General features: G+C 65.1%; 26 protein-coding genes. 12 read left to right on the forward strand and 14 right to left on the reverse strand.

The annotated features are described in order from the left end of the window. On the forward strand, positions 1-189 hold a 189-nt coding region (locus tag FJ978_RS32985), incomplete at its 5' end, for a hypothetical protein (protein WP_140576012.1). Positions 190-227: 38 nt separating this feature from the next. After that, complete coding sequence (locus FJ978_RS28595; RefSeq protein WP_013894379.1) at positions 228-1,187, forward strand: EamA family transporter; 960 nt, start codon at positions 228-230, stop codon at positions 1,185-1,187. A gap of 96 nt (positions 1,188-1,283) precedes the next feature. Here FJ978_RS28595 and FJ978_RS28600 read toward each other — a convergent pair whose 3' ends face one another. The 8 genes from FJ978_RS28600 to FJ978_RS28635 form a co-directional block, all read right to left on the reverse strand. Next, the gene (locus tag FJ978_RS28600) at positions 1,284-1,433 is read right to left on the reverse strand and encodes a hypothetical protein (protein WP_013894378.1); all 150 of its coding nucleotides are present in this window, start codon (positions 1,431-1,433) and stop codon (positions 1,284-1,286) included. Next, positions 1,430-1,759, reverse strand: a complete 330-nt coding sequence (locus FJ978_RS28605; RefSeq protein ID WP_013894377.1) for a DUF2934 domain-containing protein — start codon at positions 1,757-1,759, stop codon at positions 1,430-1,432. Before FJ978_RS28605 ends, FJ978_RS28600 begins: the two co-directional genes overlap by 4 nt. 103 nt (positions 1,760-1,862) lie before the next feature. Continuing rightward, positions 1,863-2,450, reverse strand: coding sequence for a BA14K family protein (locus FJ978_RS28610; RefSeq protein ID WP_013894376.1), 588 nt, complete (start codon positions 2,448-2,450; stop codon positions 1,863-1,865). A gap of 180 nt (positions 2,451-2,630) precedes the next feature. Beyond that, the gene (locus FJ978_RS28615; RefSeq protein WP_013894375.1) at positions 2,631-2,885 is read right to left on the reverse strand and encodes a DUF680 domain-containing protein; all 255 of its coding nucleotides are present in this window, start codon (positions 2,883-2,885) and stop codon (positions 2,631-2,633) included. Positions 2,886-3,192: 307 nt separating this feature from the next. Continuing rightward, positions 3,193-3,717, reverse strand: a complete 525-nt coding sequence (locus FJ978_RS28620; protein WP_013894374.1) for a DoxX family protein — start codon at positions 3,715-3,717, stop codon at positions 3,193-3,195. Between the two features lie 262 nt (positions 3,718-3,979). Next, positions 3,980-4,459 (reverse strand): tetratricopeptide repeat protein, encoded by a 480-nt coding sequence (locus FJ978_RS28625; RefSeq protein WP_013894373.1) that lies wholly within the window; start codon positions 4,457-4,459, stop codon positions 3,980-3,982. A 28-nt stretch (positions 4,460-4,487) separates the two neighbouring features. After that, the gene (locus FJ978_RS28630; protein WP_013894372.1) at positions 4,488-5,459 is read right to left on the reverse strand and encodes an MBL fold metallo-hydrolase; all 972 of its coding nucleotides are present in this window, start codon (positions 5,457-5,459) and stop codon (positions 4,488-4,490) included. Positions 5,460-5,587: 128 nt separating this feature from the next. After that, positions 5,588-5,803: a DUF680 domain-containing protein gene (locus FJ978_RS28635; protein WP_013894371.1), complete on the reverse strand. Its 216-nt coding sequence runs from the start codon at positions 5,801-5,803 to the stop codon at positions 5,588-5,590. A gap of 464 nt (positions 5,804-6,267) precedes the next feature. Here FJ978_RS28635 and FJ978_RS28640 point away from each other — a divergent pair, with 464 nt between their 5' ends. The 3 genes from FJ978_RS28640 to FJ978_RS28650 are packed head-to-tail and all read left to right on the forward strand — an operon-like array spanning position 6,268 to position 11,514. Continuing rightward, the gene (locus FJ978_RS28640; RefSeq protein WP_041164153.1) at positions 6,268-10,374 is read left to right on the forward strand and encodes a Pls/PosA family non-ribosomal peptide synthetase; all 4,107 of its coding nucleotides are present in this window, start codon (positions 6,268-6,270) and stop codon (positions 10,372-10,374) included. After that, positions 10,361-10,849 carry a GNAT family N-acetyltransferase gene (locus tag FJ978_RS28645; protein ID WP_224731689.1) on the forward strand — a complete coding sequence of 163 codons (489 nt, stop codon included), beginning with the start codon at positions 10,361-10,363 and terminating at the stop codon, positions 10,847-10,849. Before FJ978_RS28640 ends, FJ978_RS28645 begins: the two co-directional genes overlap by 14 nt. Continuing rightward, positions 10,846-11,514, forward strand: coding sequence for a 4'-phosphopantetheinyl transferase superfamily protein (locus FJ978_RS28650; RefSeq protein ID WP_013894368.1), 669 nt, complete (start codon positions 10,846-10,848; stop codon positions 11,512-11,514). Before FJ978_RS28645 ends, FJ978_RS28650 begins: the two co-directional genes overlap by 4 nt. Positions 11,515-11,541: 27 nt before the next feature. On the opposite strand, the gene FJ978_RS28655 is transcribed toward FJ978_RS28650, so the two are convergent. The 3 genes from FJ978_RS28655 to FJ978_RS28665 form a co-directional block, all read right to left on the reverse strand. Continuing rightward, complete coding sequence (locus tag FJ978_RS28655; protein WP_013894367.1) at positions 11,542-12,642, reverse strand: KamA family radical SAM protein; 1,101 nt, start codon at positions 12,640-12,642, stop codon at positions 11,542-11,544. Positions 12,643-12,803: 161 nt separating this feature from the next. Further along, positions 12,804-13,700, reverse strand: coding sequence for an NmrA family NAD(P)-binding protein (locus FJ978_RS28660; RefSeq protein ID WP_013894366.1), 897 nt, complete (start codon positions 13,698-13,700; stop codon positions 12,804-12,806). Then, entirely contained in the window at positions 13,697-13,873 is a 177-nt protein-coding gene (locus tag FJ978_RS28665) for a DUF1127 domain-containing protein (protein WP_013894365.1), read from the reverse strand. Before FJ978_RS28665 ends, FJ978_RS28660 begins: the two co-directional genes overlap by 4 nt. 216 nt (positions 13,874-14,089) lie before the next feature. On the opposite strand from FJ978_RS28665, the gene FJ978_RS28670 reads away from it, so the two are divergent. Beyond that, entirely contained in the window at positions 14,090-15,001 is a 912-nt protein-coding gene (locus FJ978_RS28670) for a transcriptional regulator GcvA (RefSeq protein ID WP_140576015.1), read from the forward strand. A gap of 204 nt (positions 15,002-15,205) precedes the next feature. Here FJ978_RS28670 and FJ978_RS28675 read toward each other — a convergent pair whose 3' ends face one another. Together FJ978_RS28675 and FJ978_RS28680 are read right to left on the reverse strand one after the other, a co-directional pair. After that, complete coding sequence (locus FJ978_RS28675; protein ID WP_127263805.1) at positions 15,206-15,418, reverse strand: 4-oxalocrotonate tautomerase family protein; 213 nt, start codon at positions 15,416-15,418, stop codon at positions 15,206-15,208. A gap of 87 nt (positions 15,419-15,505) precedes the next feature. After that, positions 15,506-16,246 (reverse strand): SDR family oxidoreductase, encoded by a 741-nt coding sequence (locus FJ978_RS28680; protein ID WP_140576016.1) that lies wholly within the window; start codon positions 16,244-16,246, stop codon positions 15,506-15,508. A gap of 104 nt (positions 16,247-16,350) precedes the next feature. On the opposite strand from FJ978_RS28680, the gene FJ978_RS28685 reads away from it, so the two are divergent. Continuing rightward, entirely contained in the window at positions 16,351-17,244 is an 894-nt protein-coding gene (locus FJ978_RS28685) for a LysR family transcriptional regulator (RefSeq protein WP_140576018.1), read from the forward strand. Positions 17,245-17,430: 186 nt separating this feature from the next. On the opposite strand, the gene FJ978_RS28690 is transcribed toward FJ978_RS28685, so the two are convergent. Then, positions 17,431-18,264 (reverse strand): inositol monophosphatase, encoded by an 834-nt coding sequence (locus FJ978_RS28690; protein WP_013894359.1) that lies wholly within the window; start codon positions 18,262-18,264, stop codon positions 17,431-17,433. A 206-nt stretch (positions 18,265-18,470) separates the two neighbouring features. On the opposite strand from FJ978_RS28690, the gene FJ978_RS28695 reads away from it, so the two are divergent. The 5 genes from FJ978_RS28695 to htpG all read left to right on the forward strand — a co-directional run bounded on the left by FJ978_RS28695 (position 18,471) and on the right by htpG (position 24,770). Continuing rightward, a complete protein-coding gene (locus FJ978_RS28695; RefSeq protein ID WP_140576020.1) occupies positions 18,471-19,496 on the forward strand; it encodes a substrate-binding domain-containing protein in 1,026 nt (341 codons plus the stop codon). Between the two features lie 37 nt (positions 19,497-19,533). Continuing rightward, complete coding sequence (locus FJ978_RS28700; RefSeq protein ID WP_140576022.1) at positions 19,534-19,719, forward strand: cytidylate kinase-like family protein; 186 nt, start codon at positions 19,534-19,536, stop codon at positions 19,717-19,719. Positions 19,720-19,843: 124 nt separating this feature from the next. Continuing rightward, positions 19,844-21,499, forward strand: a complete 1,656-nt coding sequence (locus FJ978_RS28705) for an acyl-CoA synthetase (protein WP_140576024.1) — start codon at positions 19,844-19,846, stop codon at positions 21,497-21,499. A 69-nt stretch (positions 21,500-21,568) separates the two neighbouring features. Beyond that, positions 21,569-22,456 (forward strand): hypothetical protein, encoded by an 888-nt coding sequence (locus FJ978_RS28710; protein ID WP_140576025.1) that lies wholly within the window; start codon positions 21,569-21,571, stop codon positions 22,454-22,456. Between the two features lie 427 nt (positions 22,457-22,883). Further along, positions 22,884-24,770 (forward strand): molecular chaperone HtpG, encoded by a 1,887-nt coding sequence (gene htpG, locus FJ978_RS28715; protein ID WP_140576026.1) that lies wholly within the window; start codon positions 22,884-22,886, stop codon positions 24,768-24,770. Positions 24,771-24,801 lie beyond the last annotated feature (31 nt).

A 24,801-nucleotide genomic window follows, 5' to 3' on the forward strand; every position in this document is an offset into this window, starting at 1 on the left:
GCCGATCCCGCCGACCGGATGGACGAGATCAGCGAGAAGTATGACGAGGCGCAGCACCGGTTCGAGGAGCTCGACGGATACGAGCGGCGACAGCCACGATGCTGTTCTCGTCAGGCGACGGGACAGCTACCTTTAACGGCCGAAATGAGGCGCAAAGCCGCCATTGTACTCGGCGGAGATGGCCATTAGGAGTAGTACGGCCGAGGTCATCGAAGGGGAGGCATGACATGCAGGCAATGCCGATAGCGCATCAAGCCGCGCAACCCGTGCTCGGCCCCATATCCTCCATGACCGGCTATCCGGCCGCAGTCCTGTGCTGGCTGCTTTCGGCTGGCGTCTATATCGCGGCCAAATGGGTGGCGCCTGAAATGCCGCCCTGGGGCCTCTGCTTCTGGCGGCTGACGCTTGCTTGCGCCATCCTGCTGCCGATCGTGCACCGTCATCACGACGCGATGATCGGCCTTTTGCGAACGCGCGCCGTGGAGGTCGTCGCCGTCGGGGCGATCGGCCTGACGCTCTGCCAGGGCATGATCTACCATGGCCTCAGCCACACCGACGCCACCACGGCGGGCATCATCATGGCGCTGTCGCCTGTCATGACGATGGTGCTCGCCCGTTTCGTGCTTGGCGAGCCGCTCGGGCTGTGGAAGTCGCTTGGCGCCCTGGTTGCGCTTGCCGGGATGATTTTCATCGTTGCCCACGGCAACCTGGCGGCGCTGCTGCAACTCAAGGTCAACGCCGGCGAGTTGTGGATCGTCGGCAGCGCGTTCTGCTGGGGTCTGTACACCGTGCTTTTGCGCCGTGCCAAATTCGGCATCGAACTCCTGCCGATGGTCGTGCTGCTGCTCGGCGCCGGTGCGCTGGTCGCCTTGCCTTTCCATGTGTGGGAATTGTTCAACGACGAACGCTCCGCCATGGACATCGACAGCGTCCTCGCGCTCGCCTATCTGGCAGGCCCCGGCGGCGCCTTGATGTACTATCTCTACAACAAAAGCGTGGAAACGCTCGGCGCGAGCCGGGCGAGCATGCTGCTCTACCTGCAGACGGTGTTCGTCGCCATGCTCGCCTATCTGCTGCTTGGCGAGGGCTTGCACGATTACGATCTGGTCGGTGCTGCCTTCATTGTCGCCGGCATCGTACTCGCCACCGTGGTCAAATCCAGGCCAGCTCAACCCCGCGTGGCGTAGAAATCCTGACGGGATCAGGCGCAAAGCCGCCTTTGTATTCAGCGGAAGTAACCAGTCTCAGTGGTGCGTCACCGTCGCGACAGTCAGAGGTACCCCTCAATGCCGCTTGAAATACTGCACCTCCCGCTCATGCTTCTCCGCCGCCTCGCGCGTCTCGAATGTGCCCAGGTTCCGCCGCTTCCCGGTCTTCTCATCCTTCTTGCGCGAATAGAGCCGGTATTTCCCGTCCTTGAGTTTCCTGATCATTTCGCCTGGCCCTCCTGAGGCGTGCGCCGCCTTTTGAGACTGCGCGCGGCTTGTTCAAGGGCGGCGCGGTCGGTGCCCAGGCGATCGATCAGGTCCTGCGCCTCGTCGCCCGATATGCCGGTGCGCACCGCCAGTTCCTCCACCGTCAGCACGTCGGCGCTGGCGATCTCACGCGGCAACGCGTCACCGGCCGTCAACGGCAGTGCCGCCTCGCGATCGATCTCGGCTTCGGCCCGGTGCCAGTGATCCTCGGGATCGCCGCCGCCTTCACGCTGCCAGATCTGGTATGCGCGCTGCTGGATCTTCTCGTGCCGGTCATCGTCCATGGTCGTTCCTCCTCTGGGCATTGAGGCCGATCCGAACGATCCCAGAAATCGCGCGGTCGCAGTCGCTCCCGGCGGCCTTCGTCGTGTGCCAGCCCGCTGCCGGCTACTCGCATTGGCGTCTCGGCCCGCCGGAATAGGGCTGGTAGCTGTTGTCTTCCGGCCGATAGGAGCGGTAGCGGCTGAAGCAGGAGGCAACATGGTCGTCGTCGCCGGCGGCCGCGTAAGCGCCCAGCCCCGGGCCCTCGGCATAGCTGGCCTCGGCGGCGGGCGGCGCGGTGCGGTCGGCGGCGAGATAGGGCGAGACGCAGGTGCGCTGCTGCCCGCTATAGGACATGTAGCTGTTGTCGTCGGGATTGTAGGAGCGGTAACGGTTGGCGCACCAGGCGAGATGCGGCGGCGGCAGTTCGGCCGGCGCGATAGCGCCGGTGACGGTGGGATCTGGCTGCTGCTTGGTTGGTTCCTTGGCGGCGATGTCGGCAGGCGCGGGCTGCTCGGCCGGCACGCGTTCGAGGTTCTGTGCCGCCTTGTTCACCGGCCGCGCCTTCTTGGTCCACAGCTCCGCCACGCTGACGGTGGGCCTTGCTTCGCGCGCGGGTTTGGCGGCGAGCAGCCAGGCTGCGAAAACCAACCCGCTGCCGAACACCGCAAGGGTCAGCACGAAGCCACAGACCAGTCCCAAAAATGCTTTCACGCCACGCTCCTTGCGCCCCTGCTAATAGAATGCGGGACGTCAAGGCTTGTTCCAGAAAAGCACGCGCGGCGGGCGCATCGCTGATCGGTCCGCTGGAGCAGGAATGGAGCGAGCCATTCAGGCAGAGAAACGATCCAGGCGGCGACCGCCGCCTGGATGCCGGCCATGGCGGCCGGTTTGTTATCGGTTGCCCCAGATGCCCTGGCCATAGCCCGGTGCGGGCATGCTGGAGTTCGCACTTCCCTCAACCGCGCTGCCGGTGATGCCCTTGGTGCCGCTCATGTCGGGCGCACCGCCGGACATCATCGAATGGGTCGTCGTGGTCGGATAGCTGCCGGCGGCCGGGACATAGTCCGTGCCGAAGTGGTCGCTGCCGGCAAAAGCCGTGCCGGAGGCAAACAGAACCGCGGCAATGGTAAGAACGATCTTCTTCATTTCAATTCTCCATCTTTCTAAAGTTGATGACAGGACCTCAACGCGCCGCCCGCACCGCGTTCCCGAGGCTGTCTCTACATTTTCATCAGGCGAAACCGGCCAGCCGCTATCCCCACGGGGTCCGCGGCGGCAGGTTGCTCAGCGCATGATCGTCTTGGGTTCGTCGTGCGCTGTTGGCCGCTTTATAGGGCCGTGGTGTGTGCGCAAGCGTGGTAGCCGGCGTGGTAGGAACCGCCGCAACAGTGGAATTTTGCGTGGAATGCAGCAGACAAGTGCTGCGCCTGGGCCGCGAGGGTTCGGGCGCCCCTCAAATCGGCAGCTTCACCTCGCCCACCCACATGTGGTTCTCCACCGCCAGCAGCGCCGCCGCCATCTCCTTGTCGCGCTGTCGCTTGTGCAAATAGAGCGCCACCAGCCGGTCCAGCGAGAACCTGCCGGCACCGACGGCGGCCAGCACGAACATGCCGCCGGATATGGCCAGGTCCTTTTCGAAATGCAGTAGCTCGTTCTGGCTGGCGAAGTTGGTGTGGAACAGCATGGCCGTCGCCAGGCAGAACAGGCCGAGCCCGATGGCGCCCAACCGCGTCAGCAGGCCGGATGCGATCGAGAGCCCTGCCCCCAGTTGCAGCGCGATGGTGGCGACGAACAGCGGCAGGCCGACGCCCAATGCCGCCATCGCCTTTGCGGCGGCATCGAAATGGGTGGCGAGCGTTGCGCCCTCATGCAGGAAGATGAGGGACAGAAGCAGGCGGCCGGCAAGCAGGGTCACATCCCCAGCGTGGTATTTCGTGGCGAGCGCGTGCAACCGGGCGATACGTTCGGTCAATGTCATGGTCGGTCTCCGATATTTTGATACAGGCAGGCGCCCGCTCTGCAAGGGCGCTTGCCAGCGTGCGATGTTCGAAAGGGCCGGAGCCGGCTCGAGGGAGAGGCGCCGGCTCCGGCAACGGGCGTCAGCCACGAGCGCCCAAACTGCCCCCGAGGGGAGATGTGGGAAGCGTCAACGTTGGCCCCTCCTCTCCCCTCGGGGAGAGGTCGGATTGCCCCGAATTGTTCTTGGCAATTCGGTCTTGGCAATCCGGGTGAGGGGGAACTTACTGCGTCACCTTGGTGTCGATGGCTTTCTGCAGGTCGGAAAGCTCCTCGCAGCCGGCGGGGCACAGTTTCTGCAGCGACGCCAGTTGCTCCTGCGCCTTGGCCATGTCGCCGGTCTCGACATAGAGCTCGCCCAGATATTCGCGGGCGGCCTTGTGGTCGGGCTTCAGCTCCAGCGCCTTGTTGTAGTAGGTCAGCGCGGTGGTGAAGTCGCCGGTCTTGCGCAGCGTGAAGCCGAGCAGGTTGTAGACATCGGCCTGCTGGTTGTCCTGCGCGAGATCGCGCAAATCGGCCAGCGCGCCCTTGTAGTCCTTGGCGGCGATCTTGGCCTGCACGGCGGTGAGATCGGGCGCATCGGTGCCCTCGATGTCATCGACGGCATAGGCCGGCATGATCGTCGCGACGGGAACCACGGTCAGCACGGCAATGGCGCCGAGCAGACCGTACAGGGCGTGTCTGCCCAAGAAGGATTGTTTCATTGTCTTTCTCGCTTGTCGGTTACCGTGATCAAATCTGCACGGGCGTGAAAGCGTAAGCGCTGCCATCCTTCACGAAGACGCCGGTGCCGGGGAATGGGAAATGCGACCCGGAAATGCGGATGTTGTCCGCGATCACCCGGTCGACGATCTTGTGGCGCGTGGCGATCGCGGTCGGCCCGTCCTGGTCGTAGGCGCCCTGCCACTCCGGATGCGGCGCCAGAAGGGCCGGCACATACATGGTGTCGGCCGAGATCATCAGCTGCTCCCCACCGGAATTGGCGAGGTAGACCGAGTGGCCGGGCGTGTGGCCGGGTGCGGCGATGATCTGGATGCCGGGCGCGACTTCGGCGCCGTCCTCGACCAGCTTCCAGTTCTTCCATTTCGAAAAATTCTCGGCGATGCGCTTGCCCGCCGGCTTGCGGCCCTCGGGCAGCTTGGCCAGCCGGCTGGGGTCGGTCCACCAATTGTATTCGGTGGCGTTGACGATCAGCTCGGCATTGGGGAACACCGGCGTGTTGGTGCCCTTCTCCATCAGGCCCCAGACATGATCGGGGTGGAAATGCGAGATCATGATGGTGTCGATCGCCTTGTAGTCGATGCCGGCGGCGGCCATGTTGGCCGGCAAATGCGTGGCGTTGGCCTGCCACTGGCCGACACCCGAGCCGGCATCCATCATGATCAGCCGACCGCCCATCTTGAGCACGACGACGGTGAGCGGGATGGGCATGAACTCGGTGGGCAGCCCGGCTTTGGCAAGAGCCGCCTTGGTGTCGTCGACCGATACATCCTTGATGAAGGCCGGGTCGTGCGGCTTGCGCCAGATGCCGTCATAGACGGCGGTGACCTCGATATCGCCGACCTTGTATTTGTAGAAGCCTACGGTCGGCTCAACCGGTGTTTGCGCGAAAGCCGGGCGTATGAATTCCAGCTTTCCGGCAAGGCCGAAAGCGGCGGCGGCGGCTGCTGATTGAAGCACTGTGCGACGTGTCATGCTGAACATGGTGGTCTCTCCTTTGGGTTGCGTGGCGGAAGGCAAAAATCGGAAGAAATGACGGAGGGCCAAGCCCCTGGCCCTCCGTCCTGATGCGGTGAGGCGCGCCGTCGGGATCCGGCGCGACGCTCATGAACTCAGCGGCCCCAGATGCCCTGGCCGGGTTCTTCCGCATCGGATTTCATCGACGCCTGCGTGTCGTGCCGAACCATGTCCGCCTCGCGAGTGGAGGCAGTGTAGGTGTTGTCGGTGGTTGCGGTGGCCTGGGTGCTCGTGCCGAAATGGTCGCTGCCGGCAAAGGCAGAACTCGAGGCAAGCAACATCGCAGCCACGCTGAGAGCGAGCTTGGTCATTTCCGATAAATCCTTGTTCCGTTTCTTCAGGTCGCGGGCCGCTGGATTGGCCCCGCTGAAATGAAGACCCGGAAGGGCGGCGCTTTATTCCCGGGCCTCGCAAGATTCTTTGGGAGGAAGGAATCCGGGGCAAAAAAGAGCACCGAGACACAATCCAGAAACAATATTCAACAGTTCGGAAAAACTGGCGAAAAGATCGGATGGCATAAGCGTGTCCCAGCGACCGGGAATCGGCCGCACAGCGCATCGGATTGGGCACGGGCAATGCAACGCGGTTCGAACGGATGGATGTCGCTCGCCGCCAGCGGTGCGTCTGCCTCCGCCCCGCGCCCTGCGCGCCGGTCATTCCACCTTCACCAACAACGTCAAATTGCAGCGGCCGCACAGCCGACAATGCCTGCTTGAGCGGCGGCACGATCGACATGTGCCTGGCACGGTTCGGCTAGGATAAGAAAGTTTTGGAAATGGACCACGGTGTCGATATCGCCGAACTGGACAGGGAAGCGGCAAGATCGGGCGGAGAGCCCGATCGGGCGGGCCTGGATAGCATCGAAGCTCTTGTAAGGATCGCCCCGCGGACAGTGGCGCGCAGCCAGATCCTGGCGGGCGCCGATTTCGCCCGGGCAGGTCAGCCAGATGAGCGGCTCGATGCGGTCTTCGAGCAGCTCGCCGAAAGCTTCGCCACGCTGCCGGCGGTGATCAGCGAGGGACGTGTCTGGACCTATCGCGAGCTCGACAGGCGGGCCAACCAGTTCGCCCGCCTACTGGTCGAGCGTGGCGTGCGGCCGGGTCACCGGGTCGGTCTCATCCTCGACCGGTCGGCGGAGACCTATGTCGCGGTGCTCGCCGTAACGAAGGCCGGAGCCGCCTTCGTGCCGCTGGCCACCGCCTTCCCGCAAGAGCGCATGACCCTCATCATCGAAGACGCCGGCGTGAGCCTGATCGTCACCATCGCCGCCTATGCGGAGCGAGCCGGTCTGCTGCCGGTTCCCCATGTGCTGATCGACAGCGCCGCCACCGACATCTCCGCACGCTCCGACGCAACGCTGCGGCTCGACGCGGCGCCCGCCGACGACATCTGCTACATCCTCTACACGTCGGGCACGACAGGCAGGCCGAAGGGCGTCGCCATCCGGCACCAGAGCTTCGTCAATTTCATCCGCGTCGCCGCCGCATCCTACGGATACCGGCCGGGCGATCGCGTCTACCAGGGCATGACCATCGCCTTCGACTTTTCCTCCGAGGAGATCTGGGTGCCCTTCGTCGCCGGCGCGACGGTGGTGCCGGCACCCGGCCCGCTAACGCTGGTCGGCGAGGAGCTGGCCGATTTCCTGCGCCACCATGAGATCACCTGCATGGCCTGCAGCCCGACCCTGCTGTCGTCCATGGCGAGCGACGTGCCGAGCCTGCGCACGCTGCTGGTGGGCGGCGAGGCCTGCCCGCACAATCTGGTGGTGCGCTGGTCCAGGCCCGGCCGGAAGATCCTCAACACCTATGGCCCGACCGAGGCGACCGTCACCGCGACGATGGGTGAACTGACCCCCGATAAGCCCGTGACCATCGGCGCGCCGCTGCCCACTTATTCCATCGTCATCCTCGACCCCGAAGTGCCGGCACTGGCCGAGCCGGGCGAACTGGGCGAGATCGGCATTGCCGGCATCGGCCTTGCCGTGGGCTACCTCAACAGGCCCGACCTCACCGAACAGAAATTCATCGCCGATTTCCTCGATTTGCCCAACAACCCATCGCGGCGCATCTACCGGACGGGCGACCTTGGCCGGATCAACGACGACGGCGAGATCGAGTATGCCGGCCGCATCGACACCCAGGTGAAGATCCGCGGCTACCGCATCGAGCTGGGCGAGATCGAGGCGGTGCTGCTGGACCAGCCGGAGATCGCGCAGGCCGCCGTCACCACCTGGGAGATCGAGCCCGGCCGCGTCGAACTCGTCGCCTATTTCGCGCCAAAGGCCGGCCTGCCGCCGCTGTCGCGCGCCGATATTGCCAGCACGATGAAGCGGCGCCTGCCGGATTACATGGTGCCCTCCTATCTGGAGGAACTGCCGGCGATCCCGATGACGGTTTCCAACAAGGTCGACCTTCGCCAGCTTCCGAAGCCGACCAGCATCAGGCTTTCCGCCGACCGCGAGATGGTGGCGCCCGGGAATGACGACGAGCGCTTTCTCGCCGAGGCGCTGGCCGCGGTGCTGAAATTCGACGCAGTGTCCGTCGAGGACAATTTCTTCGACGACCTCGGCGCCAACTCCCTGCTGATGGCCCATTTCTGCGCGCGCGTGCGCACCCGGAAGGAATGGGCGACGGCCTCCATGCGCGACATCTATCTCTATCCGACCGTGGCGCGCCTGGCCAAGCACCTGCGCGTGGCCGAAGAGATGACGACCGCCACCAACGAACCTGTCCTCACCCGCCAGGCGTCGAGCCTTGTCTACTGGACTTGCGGTGCCGCGCAGCTCGCCTTCTACGGCCTCTACAGCTATGTCGCGCTATGGGCGGTCAATGACGGCCTCAACTGGGTCTATGACGCGCTCGACGAGCCGCTGCAGCTCTATATCCGGTGCGTGGCGCTCTCGGCCGGCGTGTTCTTCGGCATGTCGGGCTTTGCCGTCGCCGCCAAATGGCTGCTTGTGGGCCGCTGGAAGGCCGAAACGTTCCCCATCTGGGGCCTGCGCTATTATCGCTTCTGGGTCGTCAAGACCTTGATCCGCACCGCGCCCGTGGTCCTGTTCCGCGGCAGCCCGCTCTACAGCATCTACCTGCAGCTGCTTGGAACCAGGATCGGCAAGAACGCGGTCATCGAATCCAAGTCCGTGCCCGTCTGCACCGATCTCATTTCGATCGGCGCCCAGACGATCCTGCGCAAGGAATCGATGATCCTCGGCTATCGGGCCCAGGCCGGCTATATCCACACCGGGCCGCTGACCATCGGCCGCGACGCTTTCGTCGGTGTTGGCTGCACCATCGACATCGACACCAAGATCGGCGACGGCGGCCAGCTCGGCCACTCGTCCTCGCTGCAGCGCGGGCAAAGCATCCCGGACGGCGAACACTGGCATGGATCGCCGGCGGTGCCGACCACGGCGGACTATTGCAAGGTACGCGCCGTCGATCCGTCCAATGTCCGGCGCGTCCTCTACGAAGCGGTTCAGTTGATCGGGTTGTTCGCCATCGTCACCCCGCTGCCGCTCCTGTTCCACAGCTATTGGGAAAATGTCGGCGACGACTATCAGGAGACGATCGGCCTGGTCGCGATCGGCACCACGGTCACGCTTCTCGGATACATCGCCGCGGCCTTCCTCGCCGCGACGGTCGTGCCGCGCCTGATAAGCCTGGTGCTGAAGCCCGGCCGCACCTACTCGCTCTATGGTTTCCGCTACTGGCTGCAGACCGTCGCCGAATTCTCGAGCAACTCGCGCGTGCTCGGCCTGCTGTTCGGCGACAGTTCGGCAATCGTCCACTACATGCGCGCCATCGGCTGGAATCTCAACAAGGTGGTGCAGACGGGTTCCAATTTCGGCTCCAACCAGCAGCACGAAAACCCTCTCCTGTGCGAGATCGGCACCGAGACCATGGTCTCGGACGGGCTTTTCATGATCAATATGCACAAGTCCGCCACCGCCTTCAGGCTCGAGCCGACGCGCATCGGCGAACGCAACTATCTCGGCAACAACATCTACTATCCGCCGGATGGACGCACGGGCGACAACGTGCTGCTCGGCACCAAGGTGATGGTCCCCGTCGATGGACCGTTACGCGAGAATGTCGGGCTTCTGGGCTCTCCGGCTTTCGAGATCCCGCGCATAGTGAACCGCGACAAGGAACTCATCGCCGGCGTCGACGAGGCCGACCGCCGACAGCGCATCCCGCACAAGAACCGCCACAATCTGGTGACCATCCTGCTGTTCGTGGCAACGCAATGGGTGATGCTGTTCGCCACGCTGGCGATCTGGGACCGGGCGCTGAACTACTACAGCGAGTGGGCGGAGGTCGCGCTTTTCGTGGCCGTGCTCCTGACCTCGGCCATCACCATCCCGTTCTACATCCTGGTCGAGCGGGCAAGCCTTGGCTTTGGCAGGCTCAAGCCCCAGATCACGACGATCTACGACGTCGCCTTCTGGCGCCACGAACGCCACTGGAAGCTTGCCGATTCACCGATCGTGCGCCTGTTCGCCGGCACGCCGTTCCGGCCGGTGATCCTGCGCCTGCTCGGCGTCAAGGTCGGCAAGCGCGTCTATGATGGCGGCAGCAACCTGACCGAACGTTCCCTGGTGGAGATCGGCGACGACGTCACCCTCAACGAGGGCTGCGTCATCCAGGCCCATTCGCTCGAAGAAGGTGCGTTCAAGTCCGATTACATCCGCATCGGCAATGGCTGCACGCTCGGGCCCTCCGCCTTCGTCCACTATGGGGTGGTGATGGGCGAAGGCTCGGTGGCCGACACCGATTCCTTCGTGATGAAGGGCGAGGAGTTGGAGCCCAACTCGATCTGGCGCGGCAACCCGGCCAAGCTGCATCGGTTCGTGACTCCGGTCGCCGACGATGGCGAAAAGTGACGGAACGTCCCGCGAGATGGTGGAAATCCGTCTCGTCCCGGTGACCAGGGCCAACCGGGCCCTGGTCACGTCCCTGCGACTGGCGCCGGAGCAGATCGATTTCGTCGCCGGCAATGCGGACTCCCTGGATGAAGCCAGATCCGACAGGGATGCACGGCCACGCGCGGTGATCGCCGGCGACCGTGTCGTCGGATTTCTGATGTACGAGGCGCCGCGCGATGACGACGAGGCGCGCATCTATCGCTTCATGATCGACCGCTCCAGCCAGGGTAAAGGCTACGGCAAGGCCGCGCTGCGTGAAGTGCTGGGCGAAATCCGGGGGCTCGGCCACGTCAGGCACGTCTCGATTTGCTATGAACCGGAGAATGAGGCCGCGCGCCGGCTCTACCGCGCCGCCGGTTTCGTCGAGGAAGGCCTCGACGAGGACGGGGAAATGATCGCCGAGCTCGTGCTGCCCGCATCGAGCGGCCGATGACACTTCCCGCAATTCCGTCCGCCCTGGAGCAGCTTGAGGAAATCTCACTCGCGCGGGCGCTGGCCGCCATCGCCCCCAACGGCGTCCGCACCGGATGCCGGATGATCCGTGGAGGCGACGAGGCGCACCTCTTGCCCGCGGAGGCGCAATCCATTCCGGCGCGCCAGCCGGCCATGCGACGCGCCAGCGGCGCGGCGCGGTGGATCGCGCACCGGCTGCTGGCGGATCTCGGCGTCAACGACCTCGCCATCCCGCGCGGCACCTCCGGCGCGCCGGTCTGGCCCGGCGAGATAGTTGGTTCGCTCGCCCATGACGACGAGATGGCCGTGGCCGCGGTCGCGCCGCTTGGCCACATCGCCTCGCTCGGCATCGACGTCGAGCCGGCATTGCCCCTGCCCGACGAGCTCCTGGCGATTGTTCAAACCCCAGCGGATGAAACCGGTGCGGCGCCCCTGCATCTTGCCGGCCGTATCCTCTTTTCAGCCAAGGAGGCGGTCTACAAGGCGGCATATGCGCTCGACCGCAATGTGCTAGGCTATGAGGATATCACTGTCGACCTCAACGCAGGTCGCGCGGTGACGAAGACGGGCCGCAGCGTCCGCCTCGCATACCGCATAGCGCCGCGCGTGGTCGTGCTGGCGTTTGTCGAGGCCGGTGCGGACTAGCTGATCCGGCGCCGGCGCACCTGCTTCTCACGCTTCGGTGATCTCCGTATATCCCCTCACCGCGCCATCCTGCCCGCGTATCCGCCAGCTCTCCCCATCGCGTCCCTCGATAGAGCACGGCCCGAGCGGCACCTTGCCGCCGCCTTCCGGGAGGTCCAGCACATAGACGGGATTACAGATGCCCGACAGCCGCGCCCTCAGCGCTTCCACCAGCGCCTGGCCCTGCGCAATCGTGGTGCGCCTGTGCGCCATGCCGCGCGCGAGGTCGCCATGGTGCAGGTAATAGGGTTTTACCCCCAACCGGTACATCAACTCGCGGCAGAGCTCTTCCAGCACTTCGACGCTGTCGTTGACGCCCTTGAGCAGAACGCTCTGGTTGAGCAGCACGAAGCCCGCCTGGCGCATTGTCCGGCAAGCCGCCTCGGCAGCGTCGGTGATCTCGCGTGCATGGTTGAAATGGGTGACGACGGTGACCATCAGCCGGCCTTGCAGCGCTTCGACCAGCCCTGGCGTGATGCGTGACGGCAGCGCCACCGGCACGCGGGTGTGGATACGCAGCAGCCGCACATGGGGGATAGCCTCGATGCGCATGAAGATTTCGGCCAGTGCCTTGTCCGACAGCGACAGCGGATCGCCGCCGGTCAGGATCACCTCGCGTATCTCGGAGTGGTCGGCGATATAGGCCAGCGCCGGCTCCAGCGCCTCGCGCGTGTAGCCGCGGCCGATCGAGGTCAGGGATTCCTTGCGGAAGCAGAACCGGCAATAAACAGCGCATTGATAGGTCGGGAACAACAGCACCCGGTCGCCATGGCGGTGCGTCAGCCTGGGCACCGGGCTGAAGTCGTGATCGGCGATCGGGTCGCCAAGCTCACCCTCCGCTTCCACCAGTTCGTCCGGCGACGGGATCACCTGTGCCCGGATAGGGTCGGCCGGGTCGTTCCAGTCGATCAGGTCGAGATAGGTTTTTGGCACGCGCACCTTGTGAAGCGTCGCGGCTTGCTGGGCGGCTTGGCGCTCGGCGGGCGACAGCGGCAAGGCGGCCAGATCGCGGACATGCCGCACGCCCTGGCGGACATCGTCCTGCCAGGTGGCGTCGGTGGCACGGGTTGCATCTTTGAGGTCGGTCATTGCGGGTCTCGGGCTGTTCGCGCGGACCTATCGGCCGGATGGGCGGTTGGGTCAACCGCCATGGACGCCAAACGATGTCTGCCCCGCCCTACGACGCCCCCCTCTGTCCTGCCGGACAGAGGGGGCGTCGTAGCGCACCAACCTCGCAAGGCATCCAACCTTCACACCGTCCGCCCGCCTCCTGCAGCCATCTCCACAAAGGCGCTCTCGATCGTCTCGAACCTCAACTCCGGATAAAGCGCACCGGCCTCGGGAGTGGCCGTCTCCAGCGCGGTCTCGCCGCGGATCCAGAATGCGCGCAGCAATGCGAGGCCAGGGACGGCCGCGATCAGCGCCTCCAGCTCGTCGGCGTTCATGTGCTTGATGCCAGGCGAGCGGCCGCTCACCTTGCGCCACAGCTCGATCATCTCGTTCTGCGTGATCCTGTTCTGCGCGATGCGGATTTCGCGGCGGACGGCACCCGGATCCTCCAGCGCACGCAGGGTGACGGCGGCGATGTCCTTTTCGCTGACGAAGGTCGCCGGCACATTGCCATCGCCGTAGAGCGTGACCTCATCCGGCGGCAGGGACGTCGAGCCGAACCGCGTCAGGTCGCCTAGCGTGGCCACCCAGGTCGAGAAGAAGCCATTGGTATATATCACCGTATAGGGCAGATCGGCTTGCCTGACCGCATCGAACACGGCTCGCTTGATGTCGAGCGGTTCGATCGAGCCGGGTGCGGCGGCGGCAAAGTCGAGGCCGAAGCCGGCGGAGGGCACATAGCGCGAGACGCCGGCATCCTTGATGGCGCGCACCAGCGTCATCTCGCTGGCCGAGCCAACATGCACCGAGCTGATGACGCGATCGACCTTGCCGACGGCGCGGACAAGGCTGTCATAGTCGTCGAGATCGCCGACATGGACCATGGCGCCGAGGTCTCGCAGCGGGCGCATCCGCTCCTCATTGCCTGCGGTTGCCGGCCGGACAAGGACATGCAGGCTGTCGCCGTTGCGCGCACTCGCCTTCGCCATTTCGCTGCCCAGAAGTCCCGTCGCGCCGATGATCAAGGTGCTGGTCATATTCCCCTCCCGTTGCCAAGAATGGAACCGTCCCAGTCGCGCTCCAGGCCGATGTCGCGCAGGCGTCGGTCCGAGAGGCGTGAAACCTGACGCAGGGTGCGGCGGTGCTCGAATGCTGCTACGCTTCGCATGGCAAGGCCACCTATCGCGGCGCCGATATATCCAAGGGTCATTGTTCGTCTCCTGTGTTCGTTTGGGCGCAAGGATGCCGGTGCCGCCCAGCGGGCGAGCATGACGATCGCTCACACTCATGTCTGGTCTTCAGCGCATCGGCGAGCCGGAAAGCTCGATGTGGATGCGCGGTACGCCTTGAATATTGGCCATCTTTGGGCTGGACGACAAACGACTCTTTGTGCAGGATTTGTGAGCAATGCTCACAGGTCGAGACCATGCCGCGCAGACTGCCACCCCTCACCGCTTTGCCCGCCTTCGACGCCGCCGCCCGGCATTTGAGTTTCTCCAAGGCGGCGGAAGAGCTCAACGTCACCCATGGCGCGGTCAGCCGCGCCATCCGCAACATCGAGGACAGGCTGGGCATCCAGCTGTTCGATCGCGGGACAAGGTCGGTGCGCCTGACGCCGGTAGGCGCGGCCTATGCGGCGGAGGTCGGCAAGGCGCTGGACCAGATCGCCGCCGCCACCATCGCCGCAACGCCGGACCGCTCGACGCGCGTCCTGAACGTCAGCACCTCGGACGGCTTCGCCGGTCGCTGGCTGGTGCCGAGGCTGCATCGCTTCCACCGCGCCAACGCCGATATCGACGTGCGGTTGTCGACCTCGGGCGTGTTTGCCGATTTCGTCAGCGACGGCATCGACATCGCCATCCGCTATGGCCGGGGCGACTACAGCGGGGTGACCGCCGAGTTTCTCGCCGATGAGGAGGTCTTCCCGGTCTGCAGCCCGGAACTCCTGGCGGGTGAACATCCGCTGCGCCGGCCCGAGGATCTCAGGCATCACAAGCTGATCCACGACGCTTTCCGCATCGACTGGGCGACATGGCTGGACCAAGCGGGCGTCACGGACGTCGACGCCAAGCGCGGCGTGCGCTTCGATTCCGCGACCTTCGCCGTCGAGGCGGCGGTGCATGGCGAAGGCGTGCTGCTCGGCCGCAGTGCGCTGGTCTCGGCCGACCTTGCGGCGGGGCGCCTGGTGCGGCCTTTCGACCTCGCGCTGAAATCGGCGGCTCGCTACTACGTCGTCTATCCCGAAGGCGCACTGCGCCAGAAAAAGGTCCGGGCGTTCCGCGACTGGCTGTTCGCCGAAATCGCGGCCGACTGGGTCGGGATGCCCAGGAGTGATTGAGCGGCGCCGCGCAGCCCTCACCCCGCTGCTTCGCAGCGACTTTCCCCACAAGGGGGAGGGTTAGGAAGCGCCTTGTCCACCTATGCGACCGTGCTTTTGTGGAAATGCAGAAAAGCTCGGCTCCCACCTCCCCCTTGTGGGGCCCTTGAGGGGAGGTCGGACCGAAGGTCCGGGTGGGGGTACTGGCGCAAACCTTTCCCTGAGCTACTCCTTGGCGCGGTAGGCTTCCGGCACGACGAACACTTCGTCGGCGCGACCATAGCCGCCGTCGGCGACCTCCTCGACCAGCACCATCGTGTAGGGCCGTACGCCCTCGCCGAAAAAGTCGACGAACATGGCGGTGGTCCGATGGATGAGGTCTTCCTTCTGTGCCTTGGAGAGGGCCGCCTGCGGCATCTTGATGTTGGCGAATGGCATGATCGTTTCCTTTTGTGTTGAAGTTGGATTTCAGGCTTTGGGATGGAGCAGCCGTCCGGCGGCTGGAGACGCCGTCGACAGCCTCCTTCAGATCACGCCGCCATTGGCGCGGATGATTTGCCCGTTGACCCAGAAGCTGTCCGGCCCGGCCAGGAACGAGACCACACCGGCGATATCGACGGGCTGGCCGAGCCGGCCGAGCGGGATCATCTTGCCGATCGCCTCGATCTGCGCCGCGCTCTTGCCGTCCGTGAACAGCGCCGTCTCGACCGGTCCGGGCGCCACCGCGTTGACGGTGATACGGCGCGCGCCAAGCTCCTTGGCCAGAATGTGCGTCATCGCCTCGACCGCTGCCTTGGTGCCAGCGTAGACACCATAACCCGGCTGATAGAGGCCGACGACGCTGCTGGAGAATGAGATGATGCGGCCACCATCACGAAGCCGGCGCGCGCCTTCGCGCATTCCACGGAACACGCCGCCGAGATTGGTGGCGACCTGGTGGTCGAAGGAGGCATCATCGGTCTCGGCGACCGGCGAAAGCTTCATGATGCCGGCATTGTTGACGAGAATGTCGACGCCCCCAAACGCCTGCTCACCGGCATCGAAAAGCATGGCGATACCAGCCGGATCGGCGATGTTGGCCTGTATGGCAACCGCCTTGCCGCCTTCGGCTTCGATCGTGCGGACAAGCTCTTCGGCCTCCGCACGGCCTCGTGAATAATTGACGACAACGGCGACGCCGTCACGGGCAAGCCGCCGCGCGATTGCCGCACCGATGCCCTTGGAAGCACCGGTCACGATCGCAGCTCTGGTCGGAATGGATGTCATGGAAGTCTCTCCGTGTTATCGGTGACACGGGATATAGGCCATGCCATCTTCCGGATAATCAGCCTCCCATTGACATCACTATTCGGAAACTGCGAACAAAGACCATGGATCGCCTGGACACGATGCGGCTCTTCGTTCGCGTTCTCGAGCGGCGCAGCTTCACCGCTGCTGCCGCCGATCTCGGCCTGCCGCGCTCAACCGCGACGGAAGCGATCCGCCGGCTGGAAGAACATCTCGGCGCGCGGCTCCTGGAACGCACGACACGGCAGGTGAACGCCACGCAGGATGGCGAGGCCTATTACCGGCGCTGCCTGTCGATCCTGGCCGAAATCGAGGATGCGGAAGCCGCCTTCCGCAATGCCGAGCCATTCGGCCTGCTGCGCATCGACGCCAGCACGCTGCTCACCCGCACCTTCCTGTTGCCGCGCCTGCCGGAATTCCTTGCCCGCCATCCCCGCATCGACCTGCAGATCGGCCAGAGCGACCGGCTGGTCGATCTGGTGCGCGAGGGCGTCGATTGCGTTATCCCCGTCGGCGAGCCGCCCGACAGCGGCATGATCATGCGGCGGCTGGCCATGATCCGCGAGATGACCTGCGCCAGCCCCGCCTATCTCGAACGCCACGGCACGCCCGCCTCCCCCGACGCGCTCGACGGCCACCAGGCGGTCGGCTTCGTCTCGTCGCGCACCGGCGAGGTGCTGCCCTTCGAATTCACCGTCGGCGGCAAGACCCGCGAAGTCAGGCTGCCGGGCCGCGTCGCCGCCAACAATTCCGACACCGCCGCCGACCTGGCCAGGCTTGGCCTCGGCCTCATCCAGGCCCCACGTTATCGCTTCGAAAAGGATCTTGCCGACGGCACGCTCATCGAGGTGCTGGCCGACTATCCGCCCTCTCCGACGCCACTCTCGGCGCTTTACCCGCAGAACCGGCAGCTTTCGCCCCGGCTGCGCGTCTTCCTCGACTGGGCCGCGCGCATCTTCGCCGAGGCGAACCTCTAGGGGTGAGATCCAGCCCTATTCGCCGGCGATCAGCACGATCTTTGCCGGGTCGAAATCGATGCCGACGACGGTTCCTTCCGCCACGGCGGGCGAATGGCGAGTGCCGCGAGACCAAGCCATGCCCTGCCCCGCCTGCGAACAAATGGACCTTTCATCGATATTCCTCCCTTTAACTGCTCTTGAAATTCAACCGTCGTCGAGCGGCACTCCGATCACCTGGGACAGTGTCGCCGCCACGCCTGGTGCTGCGGCAAGCACGGGATTGCCCTTCGTCATGCCCTCGCCGTCGAGGAACCGGTTCACCCGGCCCCCGGCCTCCTCCACCAGAAGCAATCCGGCCAGGCAGTCCCAAGAATTGATGTGAAGCTCGGCATAAGCATCCGAGCGGCCGTCGGCGACATAGGCCAGCCCAAGCGCTCCCGAGCCGGAGCGCCGCACATTGGCGCCGAGTGACCAGACCAGCGCGACCTTGTCCAGATAGTCGCGGTTCGGGATCCTGGGCGACCAGCCGAACTCGACAAAGGCGCGGTCGAAAGCTTGCGTCGGCGAAACATGGATCGCCGCGCCGTTGCGCGTCGCGCCGCGTCCGCGGCGGGCAAAATACGTCTCGCCGACGGCCGGATTGGAGATGCCGCCGATCTCGCTGCGGCCGTCCTGGACGAAGGCGATGGAGATGCAGAAATGCGGAATGCCGCGCATGAAATTGGCGGTGCCGTCGATCGGGTCGACGACCCACATGCGGACCGAGCCGGTGCCGCCGGTCTCCTCGCCCAGGAACCCGTCCTGCGGAAAGGCCGCGGCCAGCGTCGCACGGATGTGCTCCTCGACCTTGCCGTCGGTTTCGGTGAGAAAATCCTGCGGTCCCTTCATCGCCACCGGCTGGGTGGCGTCGAGCCTGGAGTATCCCTCCATCGCCAATTCTCCCGCCGAGGCGAGCAACTTGCGGCAGACATCGGCACGCCTGTCCATTTCGGCATCGGACAGCCGGTCCGCCCCGGGATGCGCCACTGCTGTGCTCATGCAGCCGGTCCGGACAATCGCGCCCTCGATGCCGTCGTCGCTGAAATGGACAGGATAATCCTCCAGCGCCGCATTTGTTGCACGGCTGTGCAAAGCTGTTTCATTCAGGCGCGAGTGTCAAGTGGGGCAGTAGCAATAGCTCAGAACTTGCGCTATGTTGCACTGCCGTGCAAGGAATCACGAGAAACAGCAGCGAGACATTTCGCTTGACCGTCCAGAGAGCCCGCAACGGTTTTTCCAGCGCCCAGCAGGTCGCCGACCTCGCCGGTGTTTCGCGTTCGGCCGTGTCGCGAACCTTCACCCCCGGCGCCAGCGTCTCGGAAGAAACCCGCGAGCGTGTGCTGCTGGCGGCCGAGCAGCTCGGTTATCACGTCAACCATCTGGCACGCGGCCTGATGCGGGCCTCCACGGGCATCGTCTGCCTTATCGTCGCCGACGGCGACACGCCCTATCACGCCCGGCTGCAGCGGATGCTGACGCAGCATCTGCGGGATGCCGGCAAGGTGGCCATGGTGTTCAACACCTCCGGCCCCAGCCACCATGTCGATCAGGCATTGCGCAACACGCTGAATTATCGCGCCGATGCGAGCATCGTGCTGTCCGGTTCGCCGCCGCAAGTCCTGATCCGCACCTGTCTCGAAAACGGCCAGCGGCTGATCCTGATCAATCGCGACGATCGCTTCGACGGGCCGCACAACATCGGCGTCGACAACGCCGCAGCCGCCGAGGCGGCATTGCACGCGTTCATCCGCGCCGGTTGCACGAGGCCTGCCCTGGTCACGTCGGCCGCCCGCACACCCAGCCTCCTGGCCCGCGAGACGGCTTTCATCGCCGCCGCGCGGAAGGAAGGGCTGGAAGTGATCCTGTGGCGCGAAGGGCGCACCGGCTACGCAACCGGCGTCGAGGGCGCCAGGCGCCTGTTTTCCGGCCGGCAGCGGCCGGATGCGGCGTTCTGCGTCACCGACCTCATCGCCTGCGGCTTCCTGGACGCGGCGCGTCATGAGTTCGGCATCAGCGTGCCGCGCGATCTTTGCGTCATCGGCTTCGACGATATCGAACAGGCCGACTGGGCGTCATACCGGCTGACGACGTTCGCACCGCCCATCGAGGAGATCGCCACGCACGCCGTGCGGCTGGCCACCGGTGCGCGGGACGAAGGCGGTGCCGGCAGCCGTATGATCTACCATGCCCCGATGATCTGGCGTGGCACCGTAAGGCCGGGGCAGAGCTGATGCGAAGCATGCCCGGACCAGATTGGGATGCGCACTGATGCCAAAGAAGAAGGCCAGGAAGACGCGTCATGCGGCAAGACCGGTCGAGGTCTCGGTGAGTCCCGAAATCCGGCGGATGATGCGCAAGTTCGGCCTGACCGAGGAAGAAGCGCTGCGCATGATGCGCGAGTGCAGCGCCACACTCTACGGCTCCAGCGCCGGACACAGCCGGCAAGGATCCTAGCTCCGCCCGCCGGTTCTTCTGCCTGCGCGACCGGCTTCCTTCATTGCCCATCCACGCCATCTGATGTCATTGTCGCCGCGACGGCGCTCCGTGGGGAGATGTGGCGCCGCCAGGGAGGACTGCCATGACCAGGACCGGCTTGCCGCGCTACGAGGACGCTGTTCAGCACTTTCGCATCGAAGATGAGATCGCCAGGCTCGACGGCGACCCGGCGACCGGCATCAATGCCTATGTCGAATGCTGCGGCCGCCATACCGGCCATGGACGTCTGGCGTTGCGCGCGATCTCGGCCGGCGGCGAACTCAGGCAATTCAGCTTCGACGATCTGGCCGATATGTCGGGCCGCGTCGGCGACCTGCTCAAGCAACTGGGCGTCGGCCCCGGCGATGTCGTCGCCGGCATGCTGCCGCGCATTCCCGAACTGGTGGCGTTGATCCTCGGCACCTGGCGCGTCGGCGCCGTCTACCAGCCGCTGTTCACCGCTTTCGGCCCAAAAGCGATCGAACACCGGCTCGGCTACAGCGGCGCGAAATTGGTGGTGACCAATCCGGCCAATCGCGGCAAGCTCGACGAGATCGAGACCTGCCCGCGCGTGGCAACCATTCTCGACCCAGGCGATACCCTGCCCCAAGGCGACATCGATTTTCGTGCCACCATTGCCGCCGTCTCTCCCGACTGTGAGCCGGTGATGCGCAAAGGTTCCGACCTGTTCATGATGATGTCTACCTCGGGCACGACAGGCCTGCCCAAGGGCGTGCCGGTGCCGCTCAGTGCGCTGCTGGCCTTCGGCGCCTATATGCGTGACGCGATCGGACTTCGTCCAGACGATGTCTTCTGGAACATCGCCGATCCCGGCTGGGCCTATGGCCTCTATTACGCCATCACCGGCCCCCTGCAGCTCGGCATCGCCACGACCTTCAACGAAGGACCTTTCAATGCCAGGAGCACCTATGACGTCATCGAGCGGCTCGGCGTCACCAGCCTGGCCGGTTCGCCCACCGCCTTCCGCCTGCTGCTCGCCGAAGGTCCCGACGCCGCCGCCCGCGTCAAGGGCCGGCTGCGCGTGGTGAGCAGCGCCGGCGAGCCGCTAAACCCGGAGGTGATCCGCTGGTTCGACGCCCACCTCGGTGCGCCCATCCACGATCATTACGGCCAGACCGAGAACGGAATGATGGTCAACAATCACCACGGCCTCGCGCATCCTGTCCGCGCGGGCTCCGCCGGCTTTGCCATGCCCGGCTACCGCATGGTGGTGCTGGACGAGGCCGGCAACGAGCTCGGCCCCAACCAGCCTGGCATCCTTGCCGTCGACATCGCCAACTCGCCGCTGCGCTGGTTCGATGGCTACCACCAGGCCGAAACGCCGGCGATCGCGGGCGGCTACTACCGCACCGGCGACACGGTGGAATACGAGCCGGACGGCTCGGTCTCCTTCATCGGCCGCGCCGACGACGTCATCACCTCATCGGGTTACCGCATCGGCCCCTTCGATGTCGAAAGCGCGCTGATCGAACATCTCGCGGTCAACGAGGCCGCCGTGGTTGGTGTGCCCGATCCGCAGCGCACCGAGATCGTCAAGGCCTTCGTAATCCTGGCGCCCGCTTACAAGGGCAGCGAGGCGCTCGCCGAGGAACTGGCGCAGCATGTCCGCAAGCGGCTGTCGGCCCACGCCTATCCGCGCGAGATCGATTTCGTGACGGAATTGCCGAAGACGCCGAGCGGCAAGATCCAGCGCTTCCTGCTGAGGAAGGCGGAGGTGGAGAAGCGAAAGCAAACCTGACCATGTTTTCACCACGCTCGTTGCACAATGTCTCCAGCACAACACCCTGGAACTGGAGAGATTCCCATCATGCGGCTGGTCTGGACGGTCATGTTCGCGCTGGCGAGCAGCGCGGCTTTCGCGGCATCGCCGGAGGACGACTATATTGCGGCGCGCGATAAGGCGATTGCAGCCATCGCGGCGCTCAACAGCGCGAACGCTCCCGTGGAAGACCTCGATGCCGCCGATGCCAAGGCGCGGACCGATCTCCAAGGGCGCCTCTCCGCACTTCTCGGCCCCCTGGCGGTCAAGGATTTCCCGGCAACCGGCACCATCAATCTGGAAAGCCTGAGCGACGCCGATGTCGGATATGGCATGCTCGACGGGCTGCGATACACCAAGAGCGATGACGGCCCGAGCCTCTTGGCAACGACGCGGGGTCTGCTCGACCGCTGGCTTCAGGCCCGGTCCGCCGAGACCGACGCCGCGCTCAAACTGCCCGCCGATATCAACGAAGCGCTGAAGCTCGACGCCTTCTACACCCAGGCGATCAACAGCGACGCCGCCTTCCTGGGCACGCTCGATTTTCCGCTGAAGAAGCCTGATGGCGCCGACATCGCCATTGCGCGGCTCGGCGGCTGGACGCAGGATGTCGGCCCGATCTACGAGCAGCAGGTCGTCGTCACGCTGGTCAAGGGCAGTAGCGTCATGATCGCCTCGGCGCCCGCCACACCACCTGTTCCCAAGATCGCGGCCTGCGAAGCGTTGTGGACCGCGGCCGACGAAGCCGCCCAGAAACTCGCCGCGCAGGCGTCCGGGCAGCAGGACGAAACGGCCTATGATGCCGCCAACGCCGCCTGGGAAAAAGGCGACGGCGACTATCGCAAATGCATGGGCGAACAGTTGCCGAAAGACGCGGCCTTCCCGGCTCTGGTTGGCGAGGCGCAGGCGCTTGCCGACCAGATGGCGGGGAAGTAGCGCGCGGCACGGACGCTGCCAATCTCCCCACTCGTGGGGGGTGAGGAGCGGCCCGCGCAGCGGACGGAAAGCCAATTGCTGGGCTTTCCGAGCGACGAACGCCGGCAGGCCAGAGGGGGCGCCGTAGGGCGCCAACCCCGCTCTTCTGTCGATACGAGAGAACACATCGCGATTAGCGAACGGACTGGAAGAGTCGGCGGGACAGCGCCCCCCTCTGCCTTGCCGGGCATCTCCCCCACAAGTGGGGAGATTGGCAGTTTTGCCGCCGGCGCCCAGTTTCTCAGCCTCTTGTCACTCTTCCATTCCATCACGATATTGTCGTGGCGCTGGCAACTGCCGAGTTGCCAGCGTTATTGAAAATGGTTGAAAGGGACATCCCGAACGCGGTACCGCGCGGCGGGCAAAAGGACAGCGTGGGAAAATCTGAATGACGACGGATACGAAAGCGACGGAAACCAGGGCGTTCGAGGCGGATGTTTCGCGGCTGCTGCACATGATGGTGCATTCGGTCTATTCCGATAAGGACGTCTTCCTGCGCGAGCTGATTTCCAATGCCGCCGACGCCTGCGAGAAGCTGCGCTTCGAGGCCGTCAGCCGGCCTGAGTTGCTGGCCGATGACCCCAAGCCACGCATCTCGATTTCGGCCGATCCCGACAACAAGCAGATCACCGTCGAGGACAACGGCATCGGCATGAGCCGCGACGACATGGCCGAGGCCCTTGGCACGATCGCGCGGTCGGGCACGCGCGCTTTCATCGAGCGGGTCGGTTCCAGCACCGAAGACACCCAGCTTATCGGCCAGTTCGGCGTCGGCTTCTACTCCGCTTTCATGGTGGCCGACCGGGTCGACGTCGTCAGCCGGCTGGCGGGAAGCGAGGAAGCCTGGCGCTGGTCGTCCGATGGCAAAGGCTCCTACGAGATCGCGCCCGCCCCGCTCGAAGCCGCACCCAGGCGCGGCACCCGCGTCATGCTGCATCTGATGGACGATGCCGTCTCCTACACCGGCTCCTATCGGCTCGAGCAACTGGCCAAATCGCAATCGGGCCATGTGCCGGTGCCGATCACGCTCGTCGAAAAACCTGGCGCCGAGGCGCGCGACATCGCCGATGGTACGGCTCTCTGGGTCAGGCCGAAGAGCGAGATCAAGCCCGAGGAATACACCGACTTCTATCGCGGCGTCGCCGGCCAGTATGACGAGCCGGCCGCCACCATCCACTTCCGCGCCGAAGGCCGGCAGGAATACTCGGTGCTTGCCTTCGTGCCCGGATCGCGCCCGTTCGATCTCTTCGACCAGGACCGCAAGGGCCGCATGAAGCTCTATGTGCGCCGCGTCTTCATCACCGACGATGCCGACCTCCTGCCGCGCTATTTGCGCTTCGTGCGCGGGCTGGTCGATTCCGCCGATCTGCCGCTCAACGTTTCGCGCGAGATGATCCAGGAAAGCCCGCTGCTGGCCGCGATCCGCAAGGGCCTGACCAATCGCGTGCTCGGCGATCTCGTCAAGCTGGCCGAGAATGAAGCCGAGGCCTATGCGAAAATCTGGGAGAATTTCGGCGTCGTCCTCAAGGAAGGGCTCTACGAGGACCATGAGCGCCGCGAGCAATTGCTGAAGCTTGCCCGCTTCCGCTCGACCGGCTCGGGCGAAGGCTGGCGCGGGCTTGCAGACTATGTCGCGGCGATGAAGGAAGGCCAGAAGGCGATCTTCTTCATGGCCGGCGACGACCGCGCGCGGCTCGAAGCCTCGCCGCAGCTCGAAGGTTTCAAGGCACGCGGCATCGAGGTGCTGTTGCTTACCGACCCGGTCGACAGCTTCTGGGTGACGATGGCGCCGGACTTCGACGGCAAGCCGTTCAAGTCCGTGACCCAGGACGTGGCGGAATTGTCGGACATCCCGCTGCCCGACAGCGCCGCCAAGCCGGACACGGCGACGACACCGGAAGTCGACGGCTTCCTGGCCTTCGTCAAGGCGGCGCTCGGCGATGCCGTCTCGGACGTCAAGGCATCAGATCGCCTGACCGAAAGCGCCGTCTGCCTGGTCGCACCCGAACATGGCCCCGACCGTCAGTTCGAGCGGCTGCTCAACGCCGCCGGCCGCCTCGACAAGGCGGCGAAGCCGATCCTGGAAATCAATCCGCGGCACCAGCGCGTGCTGGCGCTCGCCGGCCTTGGCGAGGAGGAACAGGCCTTCAAGGACGACGCGGCCCATCTCCTCTATGACGAGGCGCGCGTGCTCGACGGCGACAAGCCGGCCGACGCCAGGGCGTTTTCCGATCGCCTTGCCCGGCTGATCGCACGCGGCATTTCGAAGGGCTGAGCCCACGCTCAGCCCGAGTTGATTGCCAAGC

Origin of the sequence: Mesorhizobium sp. B1-1-7 (assembly GCF_006442705.1) — a bacterium.
GTDB classification, from domain to species: domain Bacteria; phylum Pseudomonadota; class Alphaproteobacteria; order Rhizobiales; family Rhizobiaceae; genus Mesorhizobium; species Mesorhizobium opportunistum.